18 protein-coding genes and 1 tRNA gene are annotated in these 19364 nt (G+C 42.1%); 9 read left to right on the forward strand and 10 right to left on the reverse strand.

The genetic code is table 11. The features are described from left to right. Position 1 precedes the first annotated feature (1 nt). The 5 genes from RDK53_RS03865 to RDK53_RS03885 form a co-directional block, all read right to left on the reverse strand. Positions 2–889, reverse strand: coding sequence for an ABC transporter permease (locus tag RDK53_RS03865; RefSeq protein WP_308513377.1), 888 nt, complete (start codon positions 887–889; stop codon positions 2–4). A 12-nt stretch (positions 890–901) separates the two neighbouring features. Beyond that, the gene (locus tag RDK53_RS03870; RefSeq protein ID WP_308513378.1) at positions 902–1894 is read right to left on the reverse strand and encodes an ABC transporter substrate-binding protein; all 993 of its coding nucleotides are present in this window, start codon (positions 1892–1894) and stop codon (positions 902–904) included. A gap of 226 nt (positions 1895–2120) precedes the next feature. Continuing rightward, on the reverse strand, positions 2121–2840 hold the full coding sequence (locus tag RDK53_RS03875) for an amino acid ABC transporter ATP-binding protein (protein ID WP_308513392.1): 720 nt from the start codon (positions 2838–2840) through the stop codon (positions 2121–2123). Positions 2841–2860: 20 nt separating this feature from the next. Continuing rightward, positions 2861–3529, reverse strand: coding sequence for an amino acid ABC transporter permease (locus RDK53_RS03880; protein WP_084081492.1), 669 nt, complete (start codon positions 3527–3529; stop codon positions 2861–2863). Between the two features lie 87 nt (positions 3530–3616). Continuing rightward, positions 3617–4381: a basic amino acid ABC transporter substrate-binding protein gene (locus RDK53_RS03885; RefSeq protein ID WP_308513379.1), complete on the reverse strand. Its 765-nt coding sequence runs from the start codon at positions 4379–4381 to the stop codon at positions 3617–3619. Positions 4382–4594: 213 nt separating this feature from the next. Here RDK53_RS03885 and RDK53_RS03890 point away from each other — a divergent pair, with 213 nt between their 5' ends. Next, positions 4595–4897 carry a hypothetical protein gene (locus RDK53_RS03890; protein WP_308513380.1) on the forward strand — a complete coding sequence of 101 codons (303 nt, stop codon included), beginning with the start codon at positions 4595–4597 and terminating at the stop codon, positions 4895–4897. A 286-nt stretch (positions 4898–5183) separates the two neighbouring features. Continuing rightward, complete coding sequence (locus RDK53_RS03895; protein ID WP_308513381.1) at positions 5184–6473, forward strand: L-serine ammonia-lyase, iron-sulfur-dependent, subunit alpha; 1290 nt, start codon at positions 5184–5186, stop codon at positions 6471–6473. 232 nt (positions 6474–6705) lie between these two features. On the opposite strand, the gene RDK53_RS03900 is transcribed toward RDK53_RS03895, so the two are convergent. Further along, a tRNA-Ser gene (locus tag RDK53_RS03900) sits at positions 6706–6799 on the reverse strand. Positions 6800–7090: 291 nt separating this feature from the next. On the opposite strand from RDK53_RS03900, the gene RDK53_RS03905 reads away from it, so the two are divergent. Beyond that, positions 7091–8560 carry a DegQ family serine endoprotease gene (locus RDK53_RS03905; RefSeq protein WP_308513382.1) on the forward strand — a complete coding sequence of 490 codons (1470 nt, stop codon included), beginning with the start codon at positions 7091–7093 and terminating at the stop codon, positions 8558–8560. Positions 8561–9486: 926 nt separating this feature from the next. Here the strand turns inward: RDK53_RS03905 and RDK53_RS03910 are convergent. Beyond that, on the reverse strand, positions 9487–10155 hold the full coding sequence (locus RDK53_RS03910; protein WP_308513383.1) for a MarC family protein: 669 nt from the start codon (positions 10153–10155) through the stop codon (positions 9487–9489). Positions 10156–10279: 124 nt separating this feature from the next. Between RDK53_RS03910 and mtgA the strand changes: the two genes are divergently transcribed. Next, positions 10280–10948, forward strand: coding sequence for a monofunctional biosynthetic peptidoglycan transglycosylase (gene mtgA, locus RDK53_RS03915; RefSeq protein WP_308513384.1), 669 nt, complete (start codon positions 10280–10282; stop codon positions 10946–10948). Positions 10949–11149: 201 nt separating this feature from the next. On the opposite strand, the gene RDK53_RS03920 is transcribed toward mtgA, so the two are convergent. Beyond that, positions 11150–12256, reverse strand: a complete 1107-nt coding sequence (locus RDK53_RS03920; protein WP_308513385.1) for an acyltransferase — start codon at positions 12254–12256, stop codon at positions 11150–11152. Between the two features lie 271 nt (positions 12257–12527). Here RDK53_RS03920 and RDK53_RS03925 point away from each other — a divergent pair, with 271 nt between their 5' ends. The 5 genes from RDK53_RS03925 (at position 12528) to RDK53_RS03945 (ending at position 17280) form a co-directional block, all read left to right on the forward strand. After that, a complete protein-coding gene (locus tag RDK53_RS03925; protein WP_308513386.1) occupies positions 12528–13115 on the forward strand; it encodes a hypothetical protein in 588 nt (195 codons plus the stop codon). A 219-nt stretch (positions 13116–13334) separates the two neighbouring features. Continuing rightward, complete coding sequence (locus RDK53_RS03930; protein WP_066593086.1) at positions 13335–14357, forward strand: amidohydrolase family protein; 1023 nt, start codon at positions 13335–13337, stop codon at positions 14355–14357. Between the two features lie 9 nt (positions 14358–14366). Further along, complete coding sequence (locus RDK53_RS03935) at positions 14367–15041, forward strand: phosphoribosyltransferase family protein (RefSeq protein ID WP_308513387.1); 675 nt, start codon at positions 14367–14369, stop codon at positions 15039–15041. A 503-nt stretch (positions 15042–15544) separates the two neighbouring features. Beyond that, positions 15545–16165 (forward strand): outer membrane lipoprotein chaperone LolA, encoded by a 621-nt coding sequence (gene lolA / locus RDK53_RS03940; RefSeq protein WP_308513388.1) that lies wholly within the window; start codon positions 15545–15547, stop codon positions 16163–16165. A gap of 125 nt (positions 16166–16290) precedes the next feature. Further along, positions 16291–17280, forward strand: a complete 990-nt coding sequence (locus tag RDK53_RS03945) for a metallophosphoesterase (RefSeq protein ID WP_308513389.1) — start codon at positions 16291–16293, stop codon at positions 17278–17280. Here the strand turns inward: RDK53_RS03945 and glp are convergent. Both glp and mobA read right to left on the reverse strand, forming a co-directional pair. Continuing rightward, the gene (gene glp, locus RDK53_RS03950; RefSeq protein WP_308513390.1) at positions 17189–18415 is read right to left on the reverse strand and encodes a gephyrin-like molybdotransferase Glp; all 1227 of its coding nucleotides are present in this window, start codon (positions 18413–18415) and stop codon (positions 17189–17191) included. The two genes, RDK53_RS03945 and glp, sit on opposite strands and share 92 nt — an antisense overlap. After that, the gene (mobA, locus tag RDK53_RS03955; protein WP_308513391.1) at positions 18412–19011 is read right to left on the reverse strand and encodes a molybdenum cofactor guanylyltransferase MobA; all 600 of its coding nucleotides are present in this window, start codon (positions 19009–19011) and stop codon (positions 18412–18414) included. Before mobA ends, glp begins: the two co-directional genes overlap by 4 nt. Positions 19012–19364: the final 353 nt, after the last annotated feature.

Raw genomic sequence — 19364 nt, forward strand, 5'->3', positions numbered from 1 at the left:
CTTAGTACCTCCTTTGTTTCATGTAAGCGAATTTGCTTCTGATAAGAGGCAAAGAGAGGGCGATGGCAACCAAGATTGCGGTAAACAGCTTGAGATCGTTTGGAGGCATCCCCATTTCTAAGACGAGGGCGATGACGATACGATAAACGATGGAGCCGAGAACAACGGAAATAAGCCAGTTCTTAAAGCTTCTTGTACCGAATAAGACCTCACCGATAATGACTGAGGCCAAACCTATAACGATGGTGCCTGTTCCCATTCCCACGTCAGCGAAGCCGTTGCTTTGGGCTACTAGTGCGCCGGCAAGAGCAACCAAGCCGTTACTGATAAGGAGTCCGAGGATAACCATGAGGTCAGTATTGATGCCTTGAGCACGGGCCATTTGAGGATTGCAGCCGGTAGCGCGGATGGCTGTTCCTAGAACCGTTCCGAAGAACCAATACATGATGAGGCCGACGATAATGCAGGCGCAAAATCCAACAATAAATGTCGCAATGGATTGGCTTACACCAAAGGTGCTTTCTGTCAGGGTAAAGATAGTTTCATTGCGAAGCAAAGGAACATTAGCTTTGCCCATAACCATGAGATTGACGGAATATAAGCCAATCATGGTCAGGATACCGGAAAGAAGTGCCGGAATTTTGAGCTTGGTAGTTAAGATAGCCGTTACGGTACCGGCGGCACAGCCTGCAAGCACTGCAAGCAAAGTAGCAAGCCAAATAGGCTGATCACTTGCAATCAGGATAGCGGCAACGGCTGCTCCTAAGGGGAATGTTCCTTCAACCGACAAGTCTGCAATATCGAGAACTCGGAAGGTCAGGAACACCCCGAGAGCCATGATGGCCCACAAGAGCCCTTGCGAAATAGTGGATACAACTAAGTCAAACATTCTTATTTTTTATTATTTAACGACTTCATGGTTAAGATCGGCAGGGATCTTGGCACCTAAGTTCTTGAGAGAAGATTCACTGATAAGAGTTTTGAATTCTTTCTGGAACTGAATTGCCATATCTTCAGGTTTGCTCTTTCCTTCGAGAATGTCGGCGGCCATGTTGCCGGCAATCTTGCCTAACTCATAATAGTCAATAGCAACGGAAGCAAAGCATCCTTCTTTGGTCATCCCGCCTTCACCGGCGAATATTGGAAGTTTTGCCGTTTCAGTAATTTTCAATAGAGCCGGGACTGCAGAAGCAATCGTGTTGTCTGTAGGTATATAAATTGCATCGACCTTTCCGACAAGACTTTGGGCTGCCTGCTGAATGTCATTGACGCTGGAAACTGTAGCCTCTTTAACTTCTAAGTTCTTAGCTTTAGCAATATCTTTAAAAATCTGAACTTGTCGTTCTGAGTTAATTTCACTGGAGGAATAGATAGTTCCGACTTTCTTGGTTTCCGGATAAATCTTGAGCATTAATTCAACCAATGTGTCGATTGGAGCCATGTCGGAAGAACCGGTGACGTTAGTGCCCGGCTTATTATTTTTCTTGACGAGTTTAGCAATTTCAAAGTCGGTGACAGCTGTGGCAACGATAGGAGTAGTTTTTGTTGCATTAGCCATCGTCTGGGCTGCCGGAGTTGCAATAGCACCGATTAAGTCAACTTTGTTGCTTGTAAAACGCTGGGCAATATTTCTAAGATTAGATTGGTCGGCCTGAGCGTTTTGGAAGTCAAACTTGACGTTCTTTCCTTCTTTGAAACCTCTGGCGGCAAGCGCATCAACAAAACCCTTGTTTGCTTCGTCTAAAGCTTTGTGTTCGACAAGCTGTACAACGCCGATGTTGTATTGTTTTTCAGCTGCGGTATTTTGTGGTGCGGCCTTCTTGTCGTCGCAAGCTGTCAGGGTGAGAGCGGTCAAAACGGCAGCTCCCAAAAGGACTAAACGGTTTAACTTCATAATAAAACTCTTTTTATAAGTAAATAAACGTCTTTCTGATTGTATCAATGAGAAATTTTTGAGACGAAAATTGAAAAACCTTTTTGAAGGAAAAACACTGAGAAGAATGAGTTCTTGACTTTTTTCTTTCTAACATCAAAACGCAATGAACAAAAAAAGCCTTTGTGCACTAAGGACAAAGGCTTTGAAAAAAGAAGGACAGGGGAGTCCTTCCTTCTGGAACAACTTATAGAATTTTGGACAAGAAACTCTTGGTTCTTTCGTTCTGAGGATTAGAGAAAAACTCTTCCGGTTCGTTCTCTTCCAAAATATAGCCGCCGTCTACGAACATGACTCGGTCGGCAACTTCTTTGGCAAAACCCATTTCATGAGTTACCACGACCATCGTCATACCTTCTTTGGCCAAAGCTTTCATCACATCGAGTACTTCTTTAACCATTTCCGGGTCGAGAGCACTTGTCGGTTCATCGAACAAAAGAACTTCAGGGTTCATCGCAAGTGCGCGTGCGATTGCAACACGCTGCTGCTGACCGCCGGACAATTCGTCAGGATAAGAGGAAGCTTTGTGCTCCAACCCGACTCTTCTTAAAAGTGCGAGAGCTTTATCTTCGGCTTTCTGTTTAGAAATCTTTCTAACTTCAACCGGAGCAAGCATGATGTTCTGAAGAACTGTCATGTTAGGAAAAAGGTTGAAGCGCTGAAACACCATGCCGACTTCTTTACGGATGGCATTCAGGTTGGTGCCTTTTTCTAACTTGATGTTATCAATCAGGATGTCTCCCCCGGAAGGTTCTTCCAGGTAGTTTAGACATCTCAAGATTGTGCTTTTGCCGCTGCCTGACGGGCCAATAATGCAGACAACTTCTTTTTCTTTAATTTCAAGATTGATATCTTTGAGAACGGTCACATCTCCGAATTTTTTGGTGAGATGCTTAACGGAAATCATTGTTTTTTCAGACATGTTCGTTACCTTTTGCTTGTGTTAAAACGCTTTTCCAAAACGGCAACTAGCCTGGAAATACAGAGTGTCATGATTAAGTAGAGGATCGCAACGACCATCCAGACTTCGAATACGGCGTAAGTTCTGGAGATAATCATCTGACCTGTTCTTGTAAGCTCTTCGAAACCGATAACGGACACGAGAGAAGAATCTTTCAACATTGCAATGAATTCATTGCCAAGAGGCGGGATGATTCTCTTAAATGCCTGAGGCATAATGACAAACTTCATTGACTGGAACCAGTTAAGACCCAATGCACGGGAAGCTTCGAACTGACCTTTGTCTATACTCTGGATGCCGCTTCGGAAGATTTCAGCAACATAGGCGCCACTATTAATAGAACATGCTGCGACGGCCGCAAAAAACGGGTCTATTCTCATTCCTAAGATTTTTGGAAGAGCAAAGTAAACCAAGAAGATTTGGACCAACAGCGGTGTTCCGCGAATAAAGTCTACGTAGATACCTGCCAGCCATCGGATGGCTTTGAAGTTGGAAAGACGGGCAATACCAACTACCATACCGATTAACAAACCAATACCAACGGAGAGTGCTGTGATTTCAAGCGTTACAGCTGCGCCTTTTAAAAGTAAAGGAAGATTGTCGATTATTAGATCAAAGTCAAGATCAATTGACATTTATGTCGCCTCTTGTAAATGAGCTTTCCTAGAGACGGACCGTCTAGGAAAGCTTTGAGTAGTTAAATCAAAGAGATGAAAGGGAAATTATGCACCGAACCATTTCTTATGGATTTTGTCGAATTCTCCATTTTTCTTAAGTTCAGCAATGGCATCGTTAACTTTCTTTGTCAATTCATCATTGCCTTTCTTAAGTGCGATGCCATAGCTTTCTTCTTCCATGACGTTTCCGATCATCTTGCCTTTACCGCCTTGAACGAGGTAGTAAGCAACCACCGGATGGTCATTAATACAGGCATCAACACCCTTGTTAGACAATTCCAAGAATTGTTCATCAGAATTGTTGAATGTCACGACTTTTGCATCAGGAACCGTTGCTGCTTTGAATGCACCTGTGGTTCCTAATTGAACGCCGATTCTTTTACCTTTCAAATCATCCAAAGATTTGACTTCATTATTATCGGGATTAACCAAAATAATGAGGCCGGAAGTGTAGTAAGGAACAGAGAAGTTAACCTGTTTCTTTCTATCTTCATTGATTGTCATACCTGCGATGGCCATATCGATATTGCCTGTAGCAATAGCCGGGATCAGGCCGTCAAATGCCAGGTTGTGCAATTCAACTTTGTAACCCATCTGCTTGCCGATGGCTCTGATGAGATCCATATCGAAACCTGTCAGCTCAGCATCTTTCCCTTGGAATTCGAACGGAGCAAATGTTGGGTTCGTTCCGACACGAAGGATTTTTTCCTGAGGCTTAGCAGCAGTTTCTTTTTTATCATCGCAGCCAACCAGAAGGCTGGTGCTGAGCAATGCAACAAGCGGAAGTGCAAGTAAGGTTCTTTTCAGCATTTGTTTTCCTTAAATTTAAGAATTCTGTTCAGATCCTCCCTAGTCTAATAGTTGAAAGCCCTGGAAACTCGGAAGGAGGTAGCAAATGCGGATAAAGCTCCAAACTTAGGGTTAAATCGGAGGTGGATTGTAAATTGCCAGCATTGAGTCAAAAGAAAAAAAGAGTAACGAGACTTCACATAGACTGAGCAAAATTAGTTGAGGAGAAGAAAAGTGAAAAAGATTGCAGGGTTGTCTATTTCGTTAGCTCTTATCCTAGCCGGCTGCAGCTGGTCGACGGATCAACTCGGTCCGAATACATACGAAATTTCAGGCTATTTTGATTTCACAATGAAGGGCTCGGTTGTCGTTCAAGGGCTTGAAATGCAGGCGGACGCTCAGTGCAAAACTATTGGGCCCGACTATGTCCCGGAGGTATTTTCTATAAGTTATAAAAACCGAGTATTTAATTATGAGGCACAGAGAGCCTCTGCCGTCATCAAATACCACTGCGTAAAGCAAGAGCAGAAAAAGTAAATTAGGATGGCAGACAAACCATTAAAGGCAACCAAATTTTATTAGAAGTTTTCTTGCTTTTGTTATAAAAAATTCTGCTTTTTCTCGTGAAGATCTGCAAAAAGATAATAAAAATTTGGAAACGGAATAACGCGTATGCCTAGGGTATTTCCTTATTTTTGTTAGAGGTTTTTGTTTCTGTGGTATTTGCTCTTACGGTAATCGGCAGAAAAAGGTAAATTTCAACTTTTAATTCATCAAAGGAAGAAACGGAGACTCAAAAGGTTTCTAGTTTTCAGAGATCAATATGCTCAACAAGACAAAACGTGATCAAATTATTTCCCTTATCAATCGAGAAGTTGTCCCGGCCTTAGGGTGTACGGAACCAATTGCCGTTGCGTTATGCGTTGCAAAAGCCCGGGAGTTGCTTGGTGAGATGCCCGAAAAAATCCGGCTATCATTGAGCGGAAACATTATCAAAAACGCAATGGGTGTTGGAATTCCGGGTACGGGAATGATTGGTCTGCCTATTGCCGTGGCTCTGGGCGCTTTGATCGGAAAGTCAGAATTGGGCCTTGAAGTTCTTCAAGAGGTAAATGAAGAAGCTGTAGAAAAGGCAAAAGTTTTTCTTGACAAAGATTGCATCGAAATCATTCACGATGAAGAGGCGCCTTCTAATCTTTTTATTGACACCGTCGTTTCTCACGGAACTCAAACAGCACGTGCGGTTATTTCAAGAAACCATACACACTTCGTCTTTCTAGAAAAAAACGGAGAAAGAGTTTATGAAGAAGAGGGTTGGAACAATGCCGGCGCTGAAGAAGACGAAGCTGAAGAAGTTCAGCTCGACATGAAGACAGTTTATGAGTTTGCTACTGAGTCTCCCATTGAAGAGATCTCTTTTATTCTTAGAGCGAGAGATATGAACAAGAAGGCCGCTGAGTTGGCCTTAGCACATGATTACGGACACTCTTTAGGCGCAATGATTAAAAATAGAGGGGCAAGGTATTTCGGCGACACTACCGTAGCTCATATGATTTCTTATACTTCCGCCGCTTGTGATGCACGTATGGGCGGAGCAGCAATTGCCGTAATGTCCAATTCCGGAAGCGGAAATCAAGGCATCACGGCCACAATGCCGGTAGTTGCTTATGCCGAAGATTGCGATGCATCCGATGAACAATTGATTCGAGCGCTGACCTTAAGTCATTTAACCAGTATTTACATCAAACAGAATCTTGGGCGCCTCTCTGCGTTATGCGGATGCGTGGTAGCTTCTACTGGTGCCTCCTCCGGAATTACTTGGCTGATGGGCGGCAAATATGAGGAAGTTTGCGCAGCGATTAAGAATATGATTGCCAACTTGGCCGGAATGCTGTGTGATGGCGCAAAACCTGCTTGTTCTCTGAAGATTTCATCCGGGGTCTCTACTGCGATGATGTCCGCGCTTCTCGCGATGAATGAACATTGCGTGACTAAGCTGGAAGGCATCGTGAGCGACGATATTGATGAGACGATTAGAAATTTAACTGCTATCGGCAAAGAATCTATGATGGAAACTGATAAACAGGTCTTGCAGATCATGATTTGCAAATAAGATTCTGTTCAGCGATTGAACCTTGATAAGCACGAGATGTCCTTTCCATTCACAAGGCATCTCGTTTTTTCGTAAAACAAGCTTATAAAGAAGATTGAATTTGGATTGGATGAACCAAAAACTTACTCAATGCTGAGAGAAAAATTTCGTATCGAGGAAGTCGAAAATCGGTGTGAAATTATTAGAATTTCGGAGAAAATCGTTTGCAGCTTATTGATTTTATTGAATAAATTGGCGGAAGAAGAGGGATTCGAACCCTCGAGACCGGTTATAGCCAGTCTGCGCCCTTAGCAGGGGCGTGCCTTCAGCCTCTCAGCCATTCTTCCGCACAACTTCACTCGTCTGTTTGAGTGAAGCACGAATTGTATAGGTAAAAAATAAAAAGGTCAAATATTCTTTTAATTGGAATCCTTGGATCAAGAGTGCCAATGGGCGGGAGGCGTTCTAAAGAGGATTTTTAAAATCGAGAAATGGATTGTTTGTCAATTTGTATACAAAGAAATGTCTTTTTACCTGTTTTACGAGTGTTTGCTAACAAAACCTCTCGTTAAGGAGACATTAATCAGGAACTGAAATATTCTCAAAATGAAATTCTTCCCTTAACACTTGGAGAACTAATGATTCAAAAGATTTTGAACAAGAAAGTGTTAGCCGCTGCAGTCGCCCTGACAGCTGCTTCCGGGTTTTTCTTTTCCCAGAATAATGCACTTTCTCCCGTCCCTGTAGTACATGCTCAGTCCGCTGCTCAGCAGCTCCCTGATTTTACAAAGTTGGTCGAAGAAAATGGTAAGGCAGTCGTCAGTATTGACGTTACCAAAACAATGTCAAAGAGACCGCATCCTTCATTAGACGGAATTCCAAAAGATCAGCTTGATCAGTTGAGACGTTTTGGCTTCCCACTCCCGTTCGGCCAAATGCCGAAAGCTCCGGGCGGAAAGGCTCCTAAAAGAAAAGGACAGGGTTCCGGCTTCATTATCAGTTCTGACGGTTTGATTCTTACAAATCATCACGTTGTTCGTGATGCAACTGACATTACCGTTCACTTGACTGACAAACGGGAATTCAAGGCTAAAGTTCTTGGTTCAGATGAAAAAACGGATATCGCCGTTGTTAAAGTCGAAGCGACCGATCTCCCGACAGTCAAACTCGGAAAGTCCAGCAAGGTTAAAGTTGGAGAATGGGTTGCTGCTATTGGGGCTCCATTCGGACTTGAAAACACTGTGACGAGCGGTATCGTTTCTGCTAAGAGCCGAGACCTTCCGGACGACCAGTTTGTTCCTTTCATTCAGACAGATGCAGCTGTGAACCCAGGCAATTCCGGTGGTCCGCTGTTCAACATGGCAGGAGAAGTTATCGGTATCAATTCTCAGATCTTCTCTACTTCAGGCGGGTTCATGGGATTGTCTTTTGCTATTCCTATTGATTTGGCTCTTGAAGTTAAGGATCAGCTTCTTAAAGACGGTAAAGTTTCCCGCGGCAGAATTGGTGTTCTTATCCAAGGCATGTCTCCGGAATTAGCAAAGAGTTTCAACCTTAAGAAGGCTGAGGGGGCTCTTATTGCTGAAGTCCAGAAAGAAGGACCGGCGGCTAAGGCTGGGTTGCAGGAAGGTGATATTGTTATTGAATATGCCGGTACCCCTGTGTCTGAACCTCGCGATCTCTCAAGGGCTGTTGCAAAGACAAGGCCCGGTACCTCTTCCAAGATGAAAGTCATTCGCGATGGCAAAGAAGTCGTAGTGACGATCACTGTTGAAGAAATGAAGGGGGCTCCCGAAGTCAAAGCCAGCGTTCAGGAAAAAGCAAAACTTGGTGTCTCTGTTCGTCCGTTGAATGATGAAGAGAAAAAGAAGTTCGAAAATGGTCTTGTAATTGTTGAGGTTAGCCCTGATAGCCCGGCTGAAGAGGCTGGTCTTAAAGCAGGTGACATTCTTATAAAAGTTGGCGGCAAGACCGTTAAGACTTTTGATGAACTTAAAGAAACAGTTGCTAAGGCACAAGACTTGCTTCCTGTTTTGGTTGACAGACAAGGTCAAAGAACTTTTGTTCCAATTAAGCTGAAGCCGGAAGAAAAAGCTGACAAGAAGTAAGACTCCGTAATTAACAAGTAAAAAGCGCTCTTCGGGGCGCTTTTCAAATTCTGACGAGCATTTAAGTATTTTTTCAAACAAGCTTATTTTTTATCCTAATTACAGTTCACTCCACGTTCAGTGCGTAACAAAAGTATTTCTAAAAGTTATTAATCAGAAAATCTTGCAGATAAATAATTCCCAATAAAATGGGGTTGAATCTTTATCTATTGATTATTAAAAATAACTTTTAAATTGCTAATAAAAGTAAGGAATGTAACAGAATAGAAAACGAGAAGAAAATAGAGAGAACGTGAAGGATCGAGAGACTCAAATTTTTATTTTTTCATATAGTTTGCTAAATGTTTGTACGCTTAGTTTCGAATAAAAAATCCCAAATACAGAGTATCAGACAAACAGATCACAGGGAGACTCCTAATAGTATTTACATGAAATTCAAAGAGATTTGGCCACTTACCCACTTATTAAAATATATCCGATGTTTATAATGAATTGTGTTCAGTAAAGGCAAAGAAGCAGTTCGCAGAGGTATCAGTGCAGAGGTTGGAGGCTCGGGCGCTGATTCAGAAACCGCGGCGTAATTCCTTATCTGTTTTCTATGCTATTCGTGGAGGTGAATATGGAACAGCTATTACAAGAAATGTCAGCTTACAGCGATTTGCTAATCATTCTCGGAGTTTTAGTTTTAGCTATCGTAAGTCTTTATTCAAAAGTATCTGGTAAAAAACAGAAAAAATAACATTCCTTTATCTGTTTTCGTATTCTTTAAGTTTCAATCTTAATTAGAAATGCATGTGCGCATTCTGCTAATTCTTTAATTCTTAACTAAATTTCGTCCTCCAAACGCAGTCAAGAAGCCTCAAAATAATTTGGACCTCGCATCATGGCCGAGGTCCTAGTAAATTTCAAGATTGATTCGTCGCTCTTTAATGAGGAAGGCTGACTACCAGTTTCGTCACTAATTCTGAGACACCGGTCCACAAGATTTGGACGCCAAGGCAAAGAAGAATAAACGAGAAAATTCTTTGAATAGCATCCGAACCGGTTGCGCCGAGGCGTGCCGTGATGCGGTCTGAGTATTTAAAGCAGACAAAGATGGTGAGAGTTGTTGCTAAAGCTGCCAAATTAACGGCAAGGATATTGGTCAGATTAATTTCCGTTGAAGTACCGATAGCGGTTGCGACCGAGATAGCTCCTGGACCAACCGTGAGAGGCAAGGTCAACGGATAAAATGCCTTAGCCATCAGCTCGTTATTAGAGATTTTTTTTGCAGGATCTACAGGAGTGTCTTCTGCTGTAGGAGCATTCAGCATTGACCAGCCGGCGCCGAAAAGAACTAAACCGCCGCCGACTCTTAAAACACCGAGAGATATTCCAAAGAAGCTAAGGATAAAGGAACCAATCCATAAAGACACAATGGTCATAAGGAAGCAATAGACTGCAATTCTTGCAGCAAGTTTGCCCCGGATGTCTCTTGTGGCTGATATCGTCATGGACAAAAAGAACATCGCTCCTCCAATAGGGTTAATCACCGTTATTAGAGAGGAATAAACATACAAAAATGTATTGGAGAACTGAGATAAATTAAAATCCATGATTTGAACCGTTATTTAAATGCATACGCAGTCTTGATTCGGAAGCAAATATTACTCTAATAGTTTTTCCATGGTGAAGATAAGAAACAAAACTGGTACTTTTGCTAGATGGATAAAGAGAGTAATGCTGGGTTTTCTTGTTCTTTTTCTCATTTTTCAAATTCACTACATCCTCAGGATTACCTGGTTTGGTTTTTTCGAACCTTCTTCTACGCCGTATATGAGGCAGGAAGAAATTCGAATGAATGAAGCATCTTTGAGAAAAATTCAATATCAGTGGGTCGATTTCTCCCAAATCTCTCCTTATTTAATAAGAGCAGTGGTTGCAGCCGAGGATGCCAAATTTATGGAGCACTCGGGTGTACAGTGGGAAGCCGTTCGGGAGGCTTTTGTTGCCAACATTCTGAAAGATAGAAGAGCACCCGGTGGTTCTACCCTGACTCAGCAAACGGTGAAAAATCTATTTCTCAGTCACGAGAGAAGTTACTTAAGAAAAGCGGAAGAAATATTTCTTGCGCAAATGATGGAATTACTCTGGAGTAAAAAGAGAATTCTTGAGACTTATTTAAACATTGCTGAGTTTGGCGACGGAATTTTTGGGGTGGAGGCCGCCTCACGCTACTACTTTCATAAAAATGCTTCAAAATTGAGTAAATCTGAAAGTGTCTGGCTGGCCTCCATTCTCATCAACCCCAAAGAGTATCAGAATAGGAAAAGGACGCCTCATCTCAACCGCCGAATTAATCGAATTAATCACGACATGGAACTTGTAGAAGTCCCCTCACGGAAATAAACCGGAATCTCATTGGTTTATTTGCGGAAAAAACTTCTGCTAAATCTGTTTGTGGTTCGAGCTTTGACTTGATACATCAAGTAGGCTTGAAGTAACGCTTTTAAAACTTTCTTCATAAATCACCTCCTTCATGCCTATAGTACCCTAAGTAGGGGGATTTACTTATTGATTTTTGCTCAAAACAGAACTAATTACAAATTTCTAATTTGGACTGTCAAAAAATCGCTGAATTTTTGAGTCTATCGGAGCAAGCTTCGGCATAAGGACTTGCTTGAACCACTTCCTCATATAGTGTTCTCTTCCCATTTCTATAAGAGTACAAATGGTAAAGACTACCGTCGTAACCCCCAAAGCATAAGGAATGAAATAGGGTTCATTTAAATGCTCATTGATATTAAACACAGTCTTCCAAAGCCATGGATAGAGGGTCGGATTCTCATGTATAAGATAGACGCCGAGCATGGCTGCGGCAACTTTGTTTATCCATGGAAAATACCCGAGACGCCATTGTTTAAAAAGAATAAAAAGTCCCAGTGAGGAGAGCAGGGTAAAAATGCTCGTCATATTGGCAAAGGTAAACCAGTCAACAAATCCAATGTTCCATGAACTTCGGTTACTCATATCTGCGATCCAGATTAACCCGGCAACACACAGCCAAGGAACCGTCGCCAGGAGAACCGCTTTTAATGTAGAGAGCCGATACCTCTCTAATTTTGTTCTCAGATAAGCACCGACGAAGAAGAGATAAATAAACCAAAGAAGAGAGGAACCGTAGTACTCCGTTTTTGTGGTAATTGTAGGAATCACGGACCAAATTAGTCCAAAAACTAATATTAGAGCCAGAAGTTTCTTTTCTCCTAAGGAGCGAATGGTAAGGGTCAGGAAAGGGGAAGCGAGGATCAATACAAAATAGGCAGAAATAAACCAATAGAAATCATTTCTTATTGGGAAGAAACAACTAATTAGCCCCGACCAAGTAAATTCTTTGACTCCCACGGCGGTAAAAACTAAATAGAAGAGAAATACATAAAAGAAAGTAGAAATCCATAGATAAACCAAAGAACTTAGCTTGCTTATCTTATTGCAGATGAAATATCCGGTGATAAGAACAAATAAGTCGACTCCAATTTTGCCGCCGGTAGAAAATAACTGAGTGAAATAGTAGTTCCCGCTCATTGGAAAATCTCCTTTCCAGATCGGCACTCCTCCATGTACGGCAAAGTGATGAGCAACGATTAGAAACATCGCTAATATTCTTGATGCTTCAATATTTGAAAAACGTGGAACTTGGTTCGGCGCGTTGTTCATTAAATGGTTTCCTTCTTTAATTAAATTATGGATTTCCCTAATACATAGCAAAAGACCTCGGAAGATTTGAAAAATATTGCCCAAAGTGAGTATCGGACGAATTTAGTACGCAAATTAAAAAACGCGGTTAAATGTCGACAGGTAGGCAATTCCGAAAAGGGTGAAGAAAAAAGAGATTTTTTATCGCCAAAAAGCGCGAAATGGCTAAGAAAAACCCTGACGGAAACTTTAAATGCTTGTATGATTAACTATAACAGGATGGAGGGATGTTATGACAGAGAGGGGCGAATACTCTCTATCCTTCCAGCAATTTTTAAGCAAAAATGAGCGGAAGATAGAAGCGATCCACCAATCTGCCTCTCGGGTAACAGGTCAAATTAGTCACCCGGCAGAGGCTAGGTTTTCAGATCTGGGCATGTATCTGGAAGAGATAAGTCAAGTCATTGACAGGTTGCGCCAATGGAGAGCGCAGACCAAGCAGATTCTCGACGGTATCAACAAGAGGTATCCGCCGGAGAAGACCAGGGAGCTCTTGTCTCTTAAAGAATATGGAGAACTCTGTAATTTGATTGGTTTTACCGCTCAGGAGTACGTCCAACTCAATGAAAAATACGAAAAGTTAATTTTCGGTTTGGAAGATCTTCAGTCCAGCTACTCCTATATTCATTCTGCCGACAACGAAATCAAGCTTTCTCCTCATCAAGCCGAAATCTTGTTAGATATTCTCGAAGAATTGGATCGCGAGCATCGGCTGACAGACGAAGGGGTGGAACTTTTAGCTTACCTCTATGATGCCACTGACAAGCATCACTCTCAGAAGCATTCAGAGCTTTCTACAACAAACAGCTCAATTAACTAATTTTCCAAGATTTACATTTCGGGGAAAGCCCTTTAAAAAAACACAAAACGAAAGTCTCTAGTTTTGATATCCTTACGCCTATGAAACTTAACGGCACAAGAATAAAACTAATTAGTTCGGTACAAAAAATTCGACAAGGCGCGATTGCACCTAGGTTTACTATTTCTTAAAAACGGCTTTGAAGCCGTTTTTTTTTTACATGCGGAGAGCTTTATCAACATGAATTTAGAAACACCTCTTACCATCCGCTCGATGATTGAGCCCGTTATCAAACGAAACGGAGGATGGGTTAATACGCACGCGCATGCAGATCGTTCATTTACTCTCAGTCCTGATGTTTTACACATGCGTAAGACCTGTACTTTGCAGCAAAAGTGGGATGCCTTAGATAAGTTAAAGGCAGAATCAACGGAAGAAGATTTTTACAGAAGATTTTCTCAGTTATTTGAGCTCATGATTTCTCAGGGAGTTACTGCTTTGGGAACCTTCGTGGATATTGATCCTCAGAGTAAAGACAGAGCAATCAAAGCCGGTATCAGGGCTCGTGAACACTATAAAGATCAGCTGGAAGTTAAGTTTGCCAATCAAACTTTGAAGGGCGTAATTCATCCGGAAGCAAAAGAATGGTTCGATATCGGTGCTGAAATGGTTGATATCATCGGTGCTCTTCCAAAAAGAGATGAGAAAGACTACGGTAAAGGTTCCGAAGCCTTCGATATCATTCTAAGTACGGCTAAGAGATTAAATAAGATGGTTCATGTTCACGTGGACCAGTTCAATGAGTCCTTGGAGTACGAAACTGAAGAACTTTGCATGAAGACTATTGAGCATGGAATGCAAGGTAAAGTAGTAGCTATTCATGGTATTTCTATTGCAGCTCACTCTAAGAAGTACAGACATCGTCTTTATGAACTCATGAAGCAAGCTGATGTCATGATGATTGCTTGTCCAACTGCTTGGATTGATACTCCGCGTTCTGAGGCAATTGGTCCTGTTCATAACTCTATGACCCCTGTAGATGAGCTTGTTCCGGCTGGAATTACAGTTGCTTTAGGAACTGATAACGTCTGCGATGCCATGGTGCCGTGGAATAACGGTGATATGTGGCATGAACTCACCACATTGGCCACCGGCTGCAGATTTGACGAAATGGAAGAATTGGCAAAGATCGCCACAATTAACGGCAGAAAAGTTCTCGGTCTTCCTCCTCTTCAGAACACTGACTTCACAGTACATATTTAAGGAAAGAGAATGGCAACATCATTTATTGCTCAAGACATTATTGCAGAACATCTTTTGGTAAATAATGCCATCGTTTTTCTGAAAAACTCTCCTATGCGTCTGAAGTCGGGTTTGATTACTCCGATCTATGTGGATAACAGAATTTTGTCTTCTTTTCCGGAAGCTTGGAGAGACGTCATTGAAACTATGGCCTCGAGAATTATCGAACTCCAGCTGAAATTTGACGTGATTGCAGGCGTAGAAGGCGCGGGAACTGCGCACGGCGCTGCTTTAGCCTATCGTCTGAATGTTCCATTCGTTACTGTAAGACAACAAGCAAAAACTTATGGAAACAAGAGCCGTATTGACGGGGTGGATGTAAAAGGCCAAAAAGTTTTGATTATTGAGGACCATTTATCTACCGGTATCTCTTTACTTGATGCCGTAAAGGTCCTGAGAGAAGCCGGGGCCGAGGTAACAGACTGCTTTGCAATTACTAACTTCGATATGCCGGAAACCACTCGTCTTTTCTCAAAGAACCATGTAAAGGCCCATCAAATGCTTTCATTTGAATTTATTGTCAACAAGGCCGTACAGATGGGTTTAATCGGACCTGAGGATCTAGACGATATTCATTCCTGGCTTGATACGCCATGGAGCTGGGCTGCCCAGCGCGGTTTACTAGCTCACACAACGGAAAATTAATAAATCCTAACCACGAGAGACTCCTTCCAGTAAGGAGTTTTTCTTTACCTAGAACACTGAGGAAGAAAAGAGGTTGGCTTCCCTGTACCGGAACGCAGCAGGAGGTGTTTGCTGCCTTCGTGAATGGAGGGACGTACAGGGAAGCCTAGAGAAAGATGCCAACTCGAGTTAAAACCGAGTTAGAAAATTTCACAAAAGCTAACAAATCAAACACTTCTTTAACACTCGAGATAATTTTAGGACCCCCCTTTTATTTTGTGAATAGAGAACTTCCATAATCAAAAAAACGAGTAAGGGAAAAATCTTACCCCCATAAAAAATGAAATGTCTTTAACCTAAAAGAGGTAATTACTTGTTTTTGGTTAAAAAATTTTTACTGTTTTTATTTTTTTTGGGGCTTAGTGATTTCCCTTAACTAAAGAAACAAAGTTAAAATTAGTGAAAATCATTAGTGTGTTAACTAAAGCGATTTCTCAAAACCAATATTTTCTCTGGAGATTAATTTGAAAAAAGTCTGTTTTCCTCTTTTACTGTCCTTTTTCATCAGCACATATGCCTTGGGAGCTGAGGGGATCGAGCTGTTGGAGAATTTTTCAAAGAATGTCAAAAATGCTCAAGGAGAGTTTGACCAGACGGTGGTCGATAAAGGCGGAAAGCAAATTGACCAGTCTTCCGGTAAGTTTGTATTCTCGAGGCCCGGGAAATTCTTATGGGAGTACACGGTCCCATTTCCTCAAGAGATGATTTGCAACGGAAAGACTATTTGGGTTTGGGATAAAGATTTAAACCAGGTGACAGTCAGATCTGCAAAGGAGACTATTCCGCAAAGTCCCGCCGCGATTTTATTCGGGGATTCCAATATTAAGAAATACTGGACGGTTAAGAACATAGAAGGATCGGACAACTTAAATTGGATTGAATTGGTTCCTAATGCCTGCAATCTTAACTTTTCTAAGATTACGATGGGCTTTAAAGGCGACCTTCCGGTCAAAATGGAGTTTGTCGGATCTCTCGGAGAAACTTCCAAGCTCACACTTAAAAATGTTGTAACGGACGTTTCCCCCGGCTCTAAATTTTTTAGTTTCGAAATTCCTAAAGGCGCCGACGTTGTGAGACTGGAGTAGGTACGAAAAGGAGGTTGTCCCTCTCGAACGGCAAAAAGATCTTATGAAATAGTGTTATTCTCTGTCTAACGAAAAATTTAGGTGCAGGCTTCAAAATAAATAATAAAAGAGCCTGTTTGTTAGACATGAGATATAGGCGTTCATATTTCGGCCGGAAGAAGGGCCGGGCGCAGGTTTGCGGGAGTTCTCAGCCAGAAGCGAAAGAGCTCAAAAAGTTAGAAAAAATTTTTTTGTGCGGTGACCCTCACGGAGAGTTCGACCACATTCTTAAAGCTATTGATGAATTTCATCCGAATGCGATAATAATTCTAGGGGATCTCACTCCTGATAGGAGTCTGGATGAGATATTCAAAGATATCGGAGAGACGAAAGTTTTCTGGATTCCAGGTAATCACGATACCGATTCAGATTTAATTTATGACCGAATCTGGCGCTCAAAATTCGCAACTAATAACCTCCATGGAAAAGTACTTGACGTCTGTGGGGTTAAAGTCGCCGGTCTAGGCGGTGTATTCCGGGGGCAGATATGGATGCCTCCCGCGCTTCCTTGTTACAGTTCTCCCGGAGTATTTATCAAAAAGCTTGGAAAAGCTACAACTTGGCGAGGAGGTTTGCCGAGACGCCATCGTTCAACTATTTTTAGTTCCGTGTATGACAAGCTAAAAGAGTGTAAAGCAGATGTGCTTGTCACTCATGAGGCTCCTTCTATTCATGCAAAAGGTTTTGAATGTCTTGACGTATTGGCAGATCAATTAGGGGTGAAATATTTTTTTCATGCTCATCAGCATGAAAGTAAAAATTACGGGGTCATCAACGGATTTGTTGCGCGAGGGATTGGACTTAGGGGAGTTATCGACTTAGCAGGAAACGTAATTGTTCCGGCCGAGGCGGATCTCAGAGAAACAGCTAATAAGTTTCAGTATGAAAAGAAACCGAAAGTTAAAAAACTTCCGGCTTCTAAATTCAGACGTTTATACAAAGCCCGCAGAGATCGTCAGTTTAAAGGGCAAAGCGGCTGGAAAGCTATTGATAAACACCCTGGAATGGAACTACGAGGAGGGTTTCGCCAGGCTGGACAGGACCATGCTCCTCGGGAAGATAAATCAAGCAATTAGCAGTGATCATGGAAGCCGAAGCTCCTGTCTTCTGGCTTCCCGCTGAGCGAACCATTGCTTTTCCATTTTCTGTATACAGGATTCCTCTTAAGAATTCCGTATGGCCTTCTCTTTTCTTCATTTTTTCGGTTGCCTCAGCTTCCGCATATTGCATAGAAATATCCTTGGCATTTGCAAGAAGCTGAAGAGCCTGCTTAACGATTACTAAGAAAGTGATTTGTGTAGCTGTGGGATTGCCCGGTAATCCGAAGAAGTAACTTTCTCCAATTTTTCCGATCGCCAAAGGGCGTCCCGGCTTAATTCTGCACTGCCATTGGACAAGTTCGCCTAGCTCTTCCACAACGGTACGGGTAAAGTCCGCTTTACCGACGGAGACACCACCGGAAGTAATGACGGCATCTGCACAATCAGCGGCCTTTTGGAAAGTTTCTTTTAAAGACTCAGGATTGTCTTTAACAATTCCAAGATCTTTAATTTCGAATCCCGCACACTCTAAGAGAGCTCGAATGGCATAACGATTGGAATCGTAAATATGGCCGTCTTTTAAAGGAGAACCTAAGGATTGGAGTTCATCTCCTGTTGAGAAGAAGGCGACTCTGACCTTGCGGAATACCAAGACTTCAGGTATTCCTAAAGTTGCCAAGAAGTTGATGTGCGGAGGCATGATTCGTGTGCCTTTCTCCATACACACAGCACCCTTGGCAAATTCTTCTGCTTTTTTGCGAACATTCTGACCTTTCTTTACGTAACTAGGAAAGGTGATCTCTTTTTCATTAACGGTAACTTGTTCTTGCATCACGACCGTATCAGCCCCCTCAGGAACTTTACCTCCGGTCATAATACGTACACACTCTCCGGTCTTTAATTCACCTAAGAAAGGATGACCGGCAAAAGAACTTCCGACTTCCCTCAAGGTAAATCCTTCAGGAAGGATGTCTTTCGAAGAGAAAGCCCATCCGTCCATTGCTGAATTATCAAAAGCCGGGATATTGATAGGGCAGATAATATCCTCTGCCAAAAAGTATGATAGGGATTCAGACAAAGGCACAAGCCGAGTGTCCTTTATTGCTTCAACGTAGGTTTTGAGGAACTCCAAAGTTTCCCCAAAGCTTTTGGAAGATGAATTTGAACTCATTTGGTATTCCTTTTTAGAAGTGAAAGTTCTTCCAATGTATTAATGTTTTCGAAAGCAGGAAATGGTGCTTCTACCTTGACTTCCAGGACGCCGCATTTTCTTAGCCAGTAGCCGACGGCTCTTTCCCCGGAGTCTAGAAAACTCGATAAGGATGGAAGAAGGGTGCCATGAATCAAAGAATGAAGAGGATATCTTCGGCCATTGTGAACAGGCATAACGCACAACTTGTCATTCTCTTTAGCCTTTTGAAGAAGCACAGAGACCAAATCGTCCGGGAAGAAGGGAGTATCGACAGTTGCGCAGAACAACCATTGGATGTCCGGAATTTCAATAAGCGCCGACTCAATTCCTGCCAAGGGCCCTAGGAATCCCTCTCTCTTATCTTTTATGACTTCAAACCCGAACGGTTTGAAGTAAGAAACATACTCATTAGCGCTGATAACGATATCGTCAACTTGCTTGGACAGGTTCCCAATGACAAGTTCGGCAAAGGGCCGGTCATTTAATTGGACGGCACCCTTGTTAATAGAGCCCATTCTTTTTGCTTGCCCTCCCGCAAGTAAAAGTCCGGTGACTCGTTCCATGGATTCTGACATTTAGGATTCTTAATAAATCTGCATAGAAAAGATTCTAACAGTTGTGATGATTGTACCTAGGAGAATCTGAGACAGGTTGAGAATGCCGTCCTAAAAAGAGAAGGCTACCTCTACATTCCATCTCTGTCAGTTTCAAAAGAAAAATTAAATAAGGTCAAAATAAGAAATAAAAAATTGATAAATGCCAAAAATTTTCGAAGTGTTGTGAAAGTACAAAAATTTTTACATTTAATTTAAGTGGTTGAAATTAATGCAAAAACTGATATTTTACGCCGAATTTATAGAAAATTTTTCATCAAGAGGTTTGACAAGCTCAAAAAAGGTATTTATAGTTCGCACCTCGTTGTTGATGA

It is taken from the genome of uncultured Turicimonas sp. (assembly GCF_902477955.1).
Classification (GTDB): domain Bacteria; phylum Pseudomonadota; class Gammaproteobacteria; order Burkholderiales; family Burkholderiaceae_F; genus Turicimonas.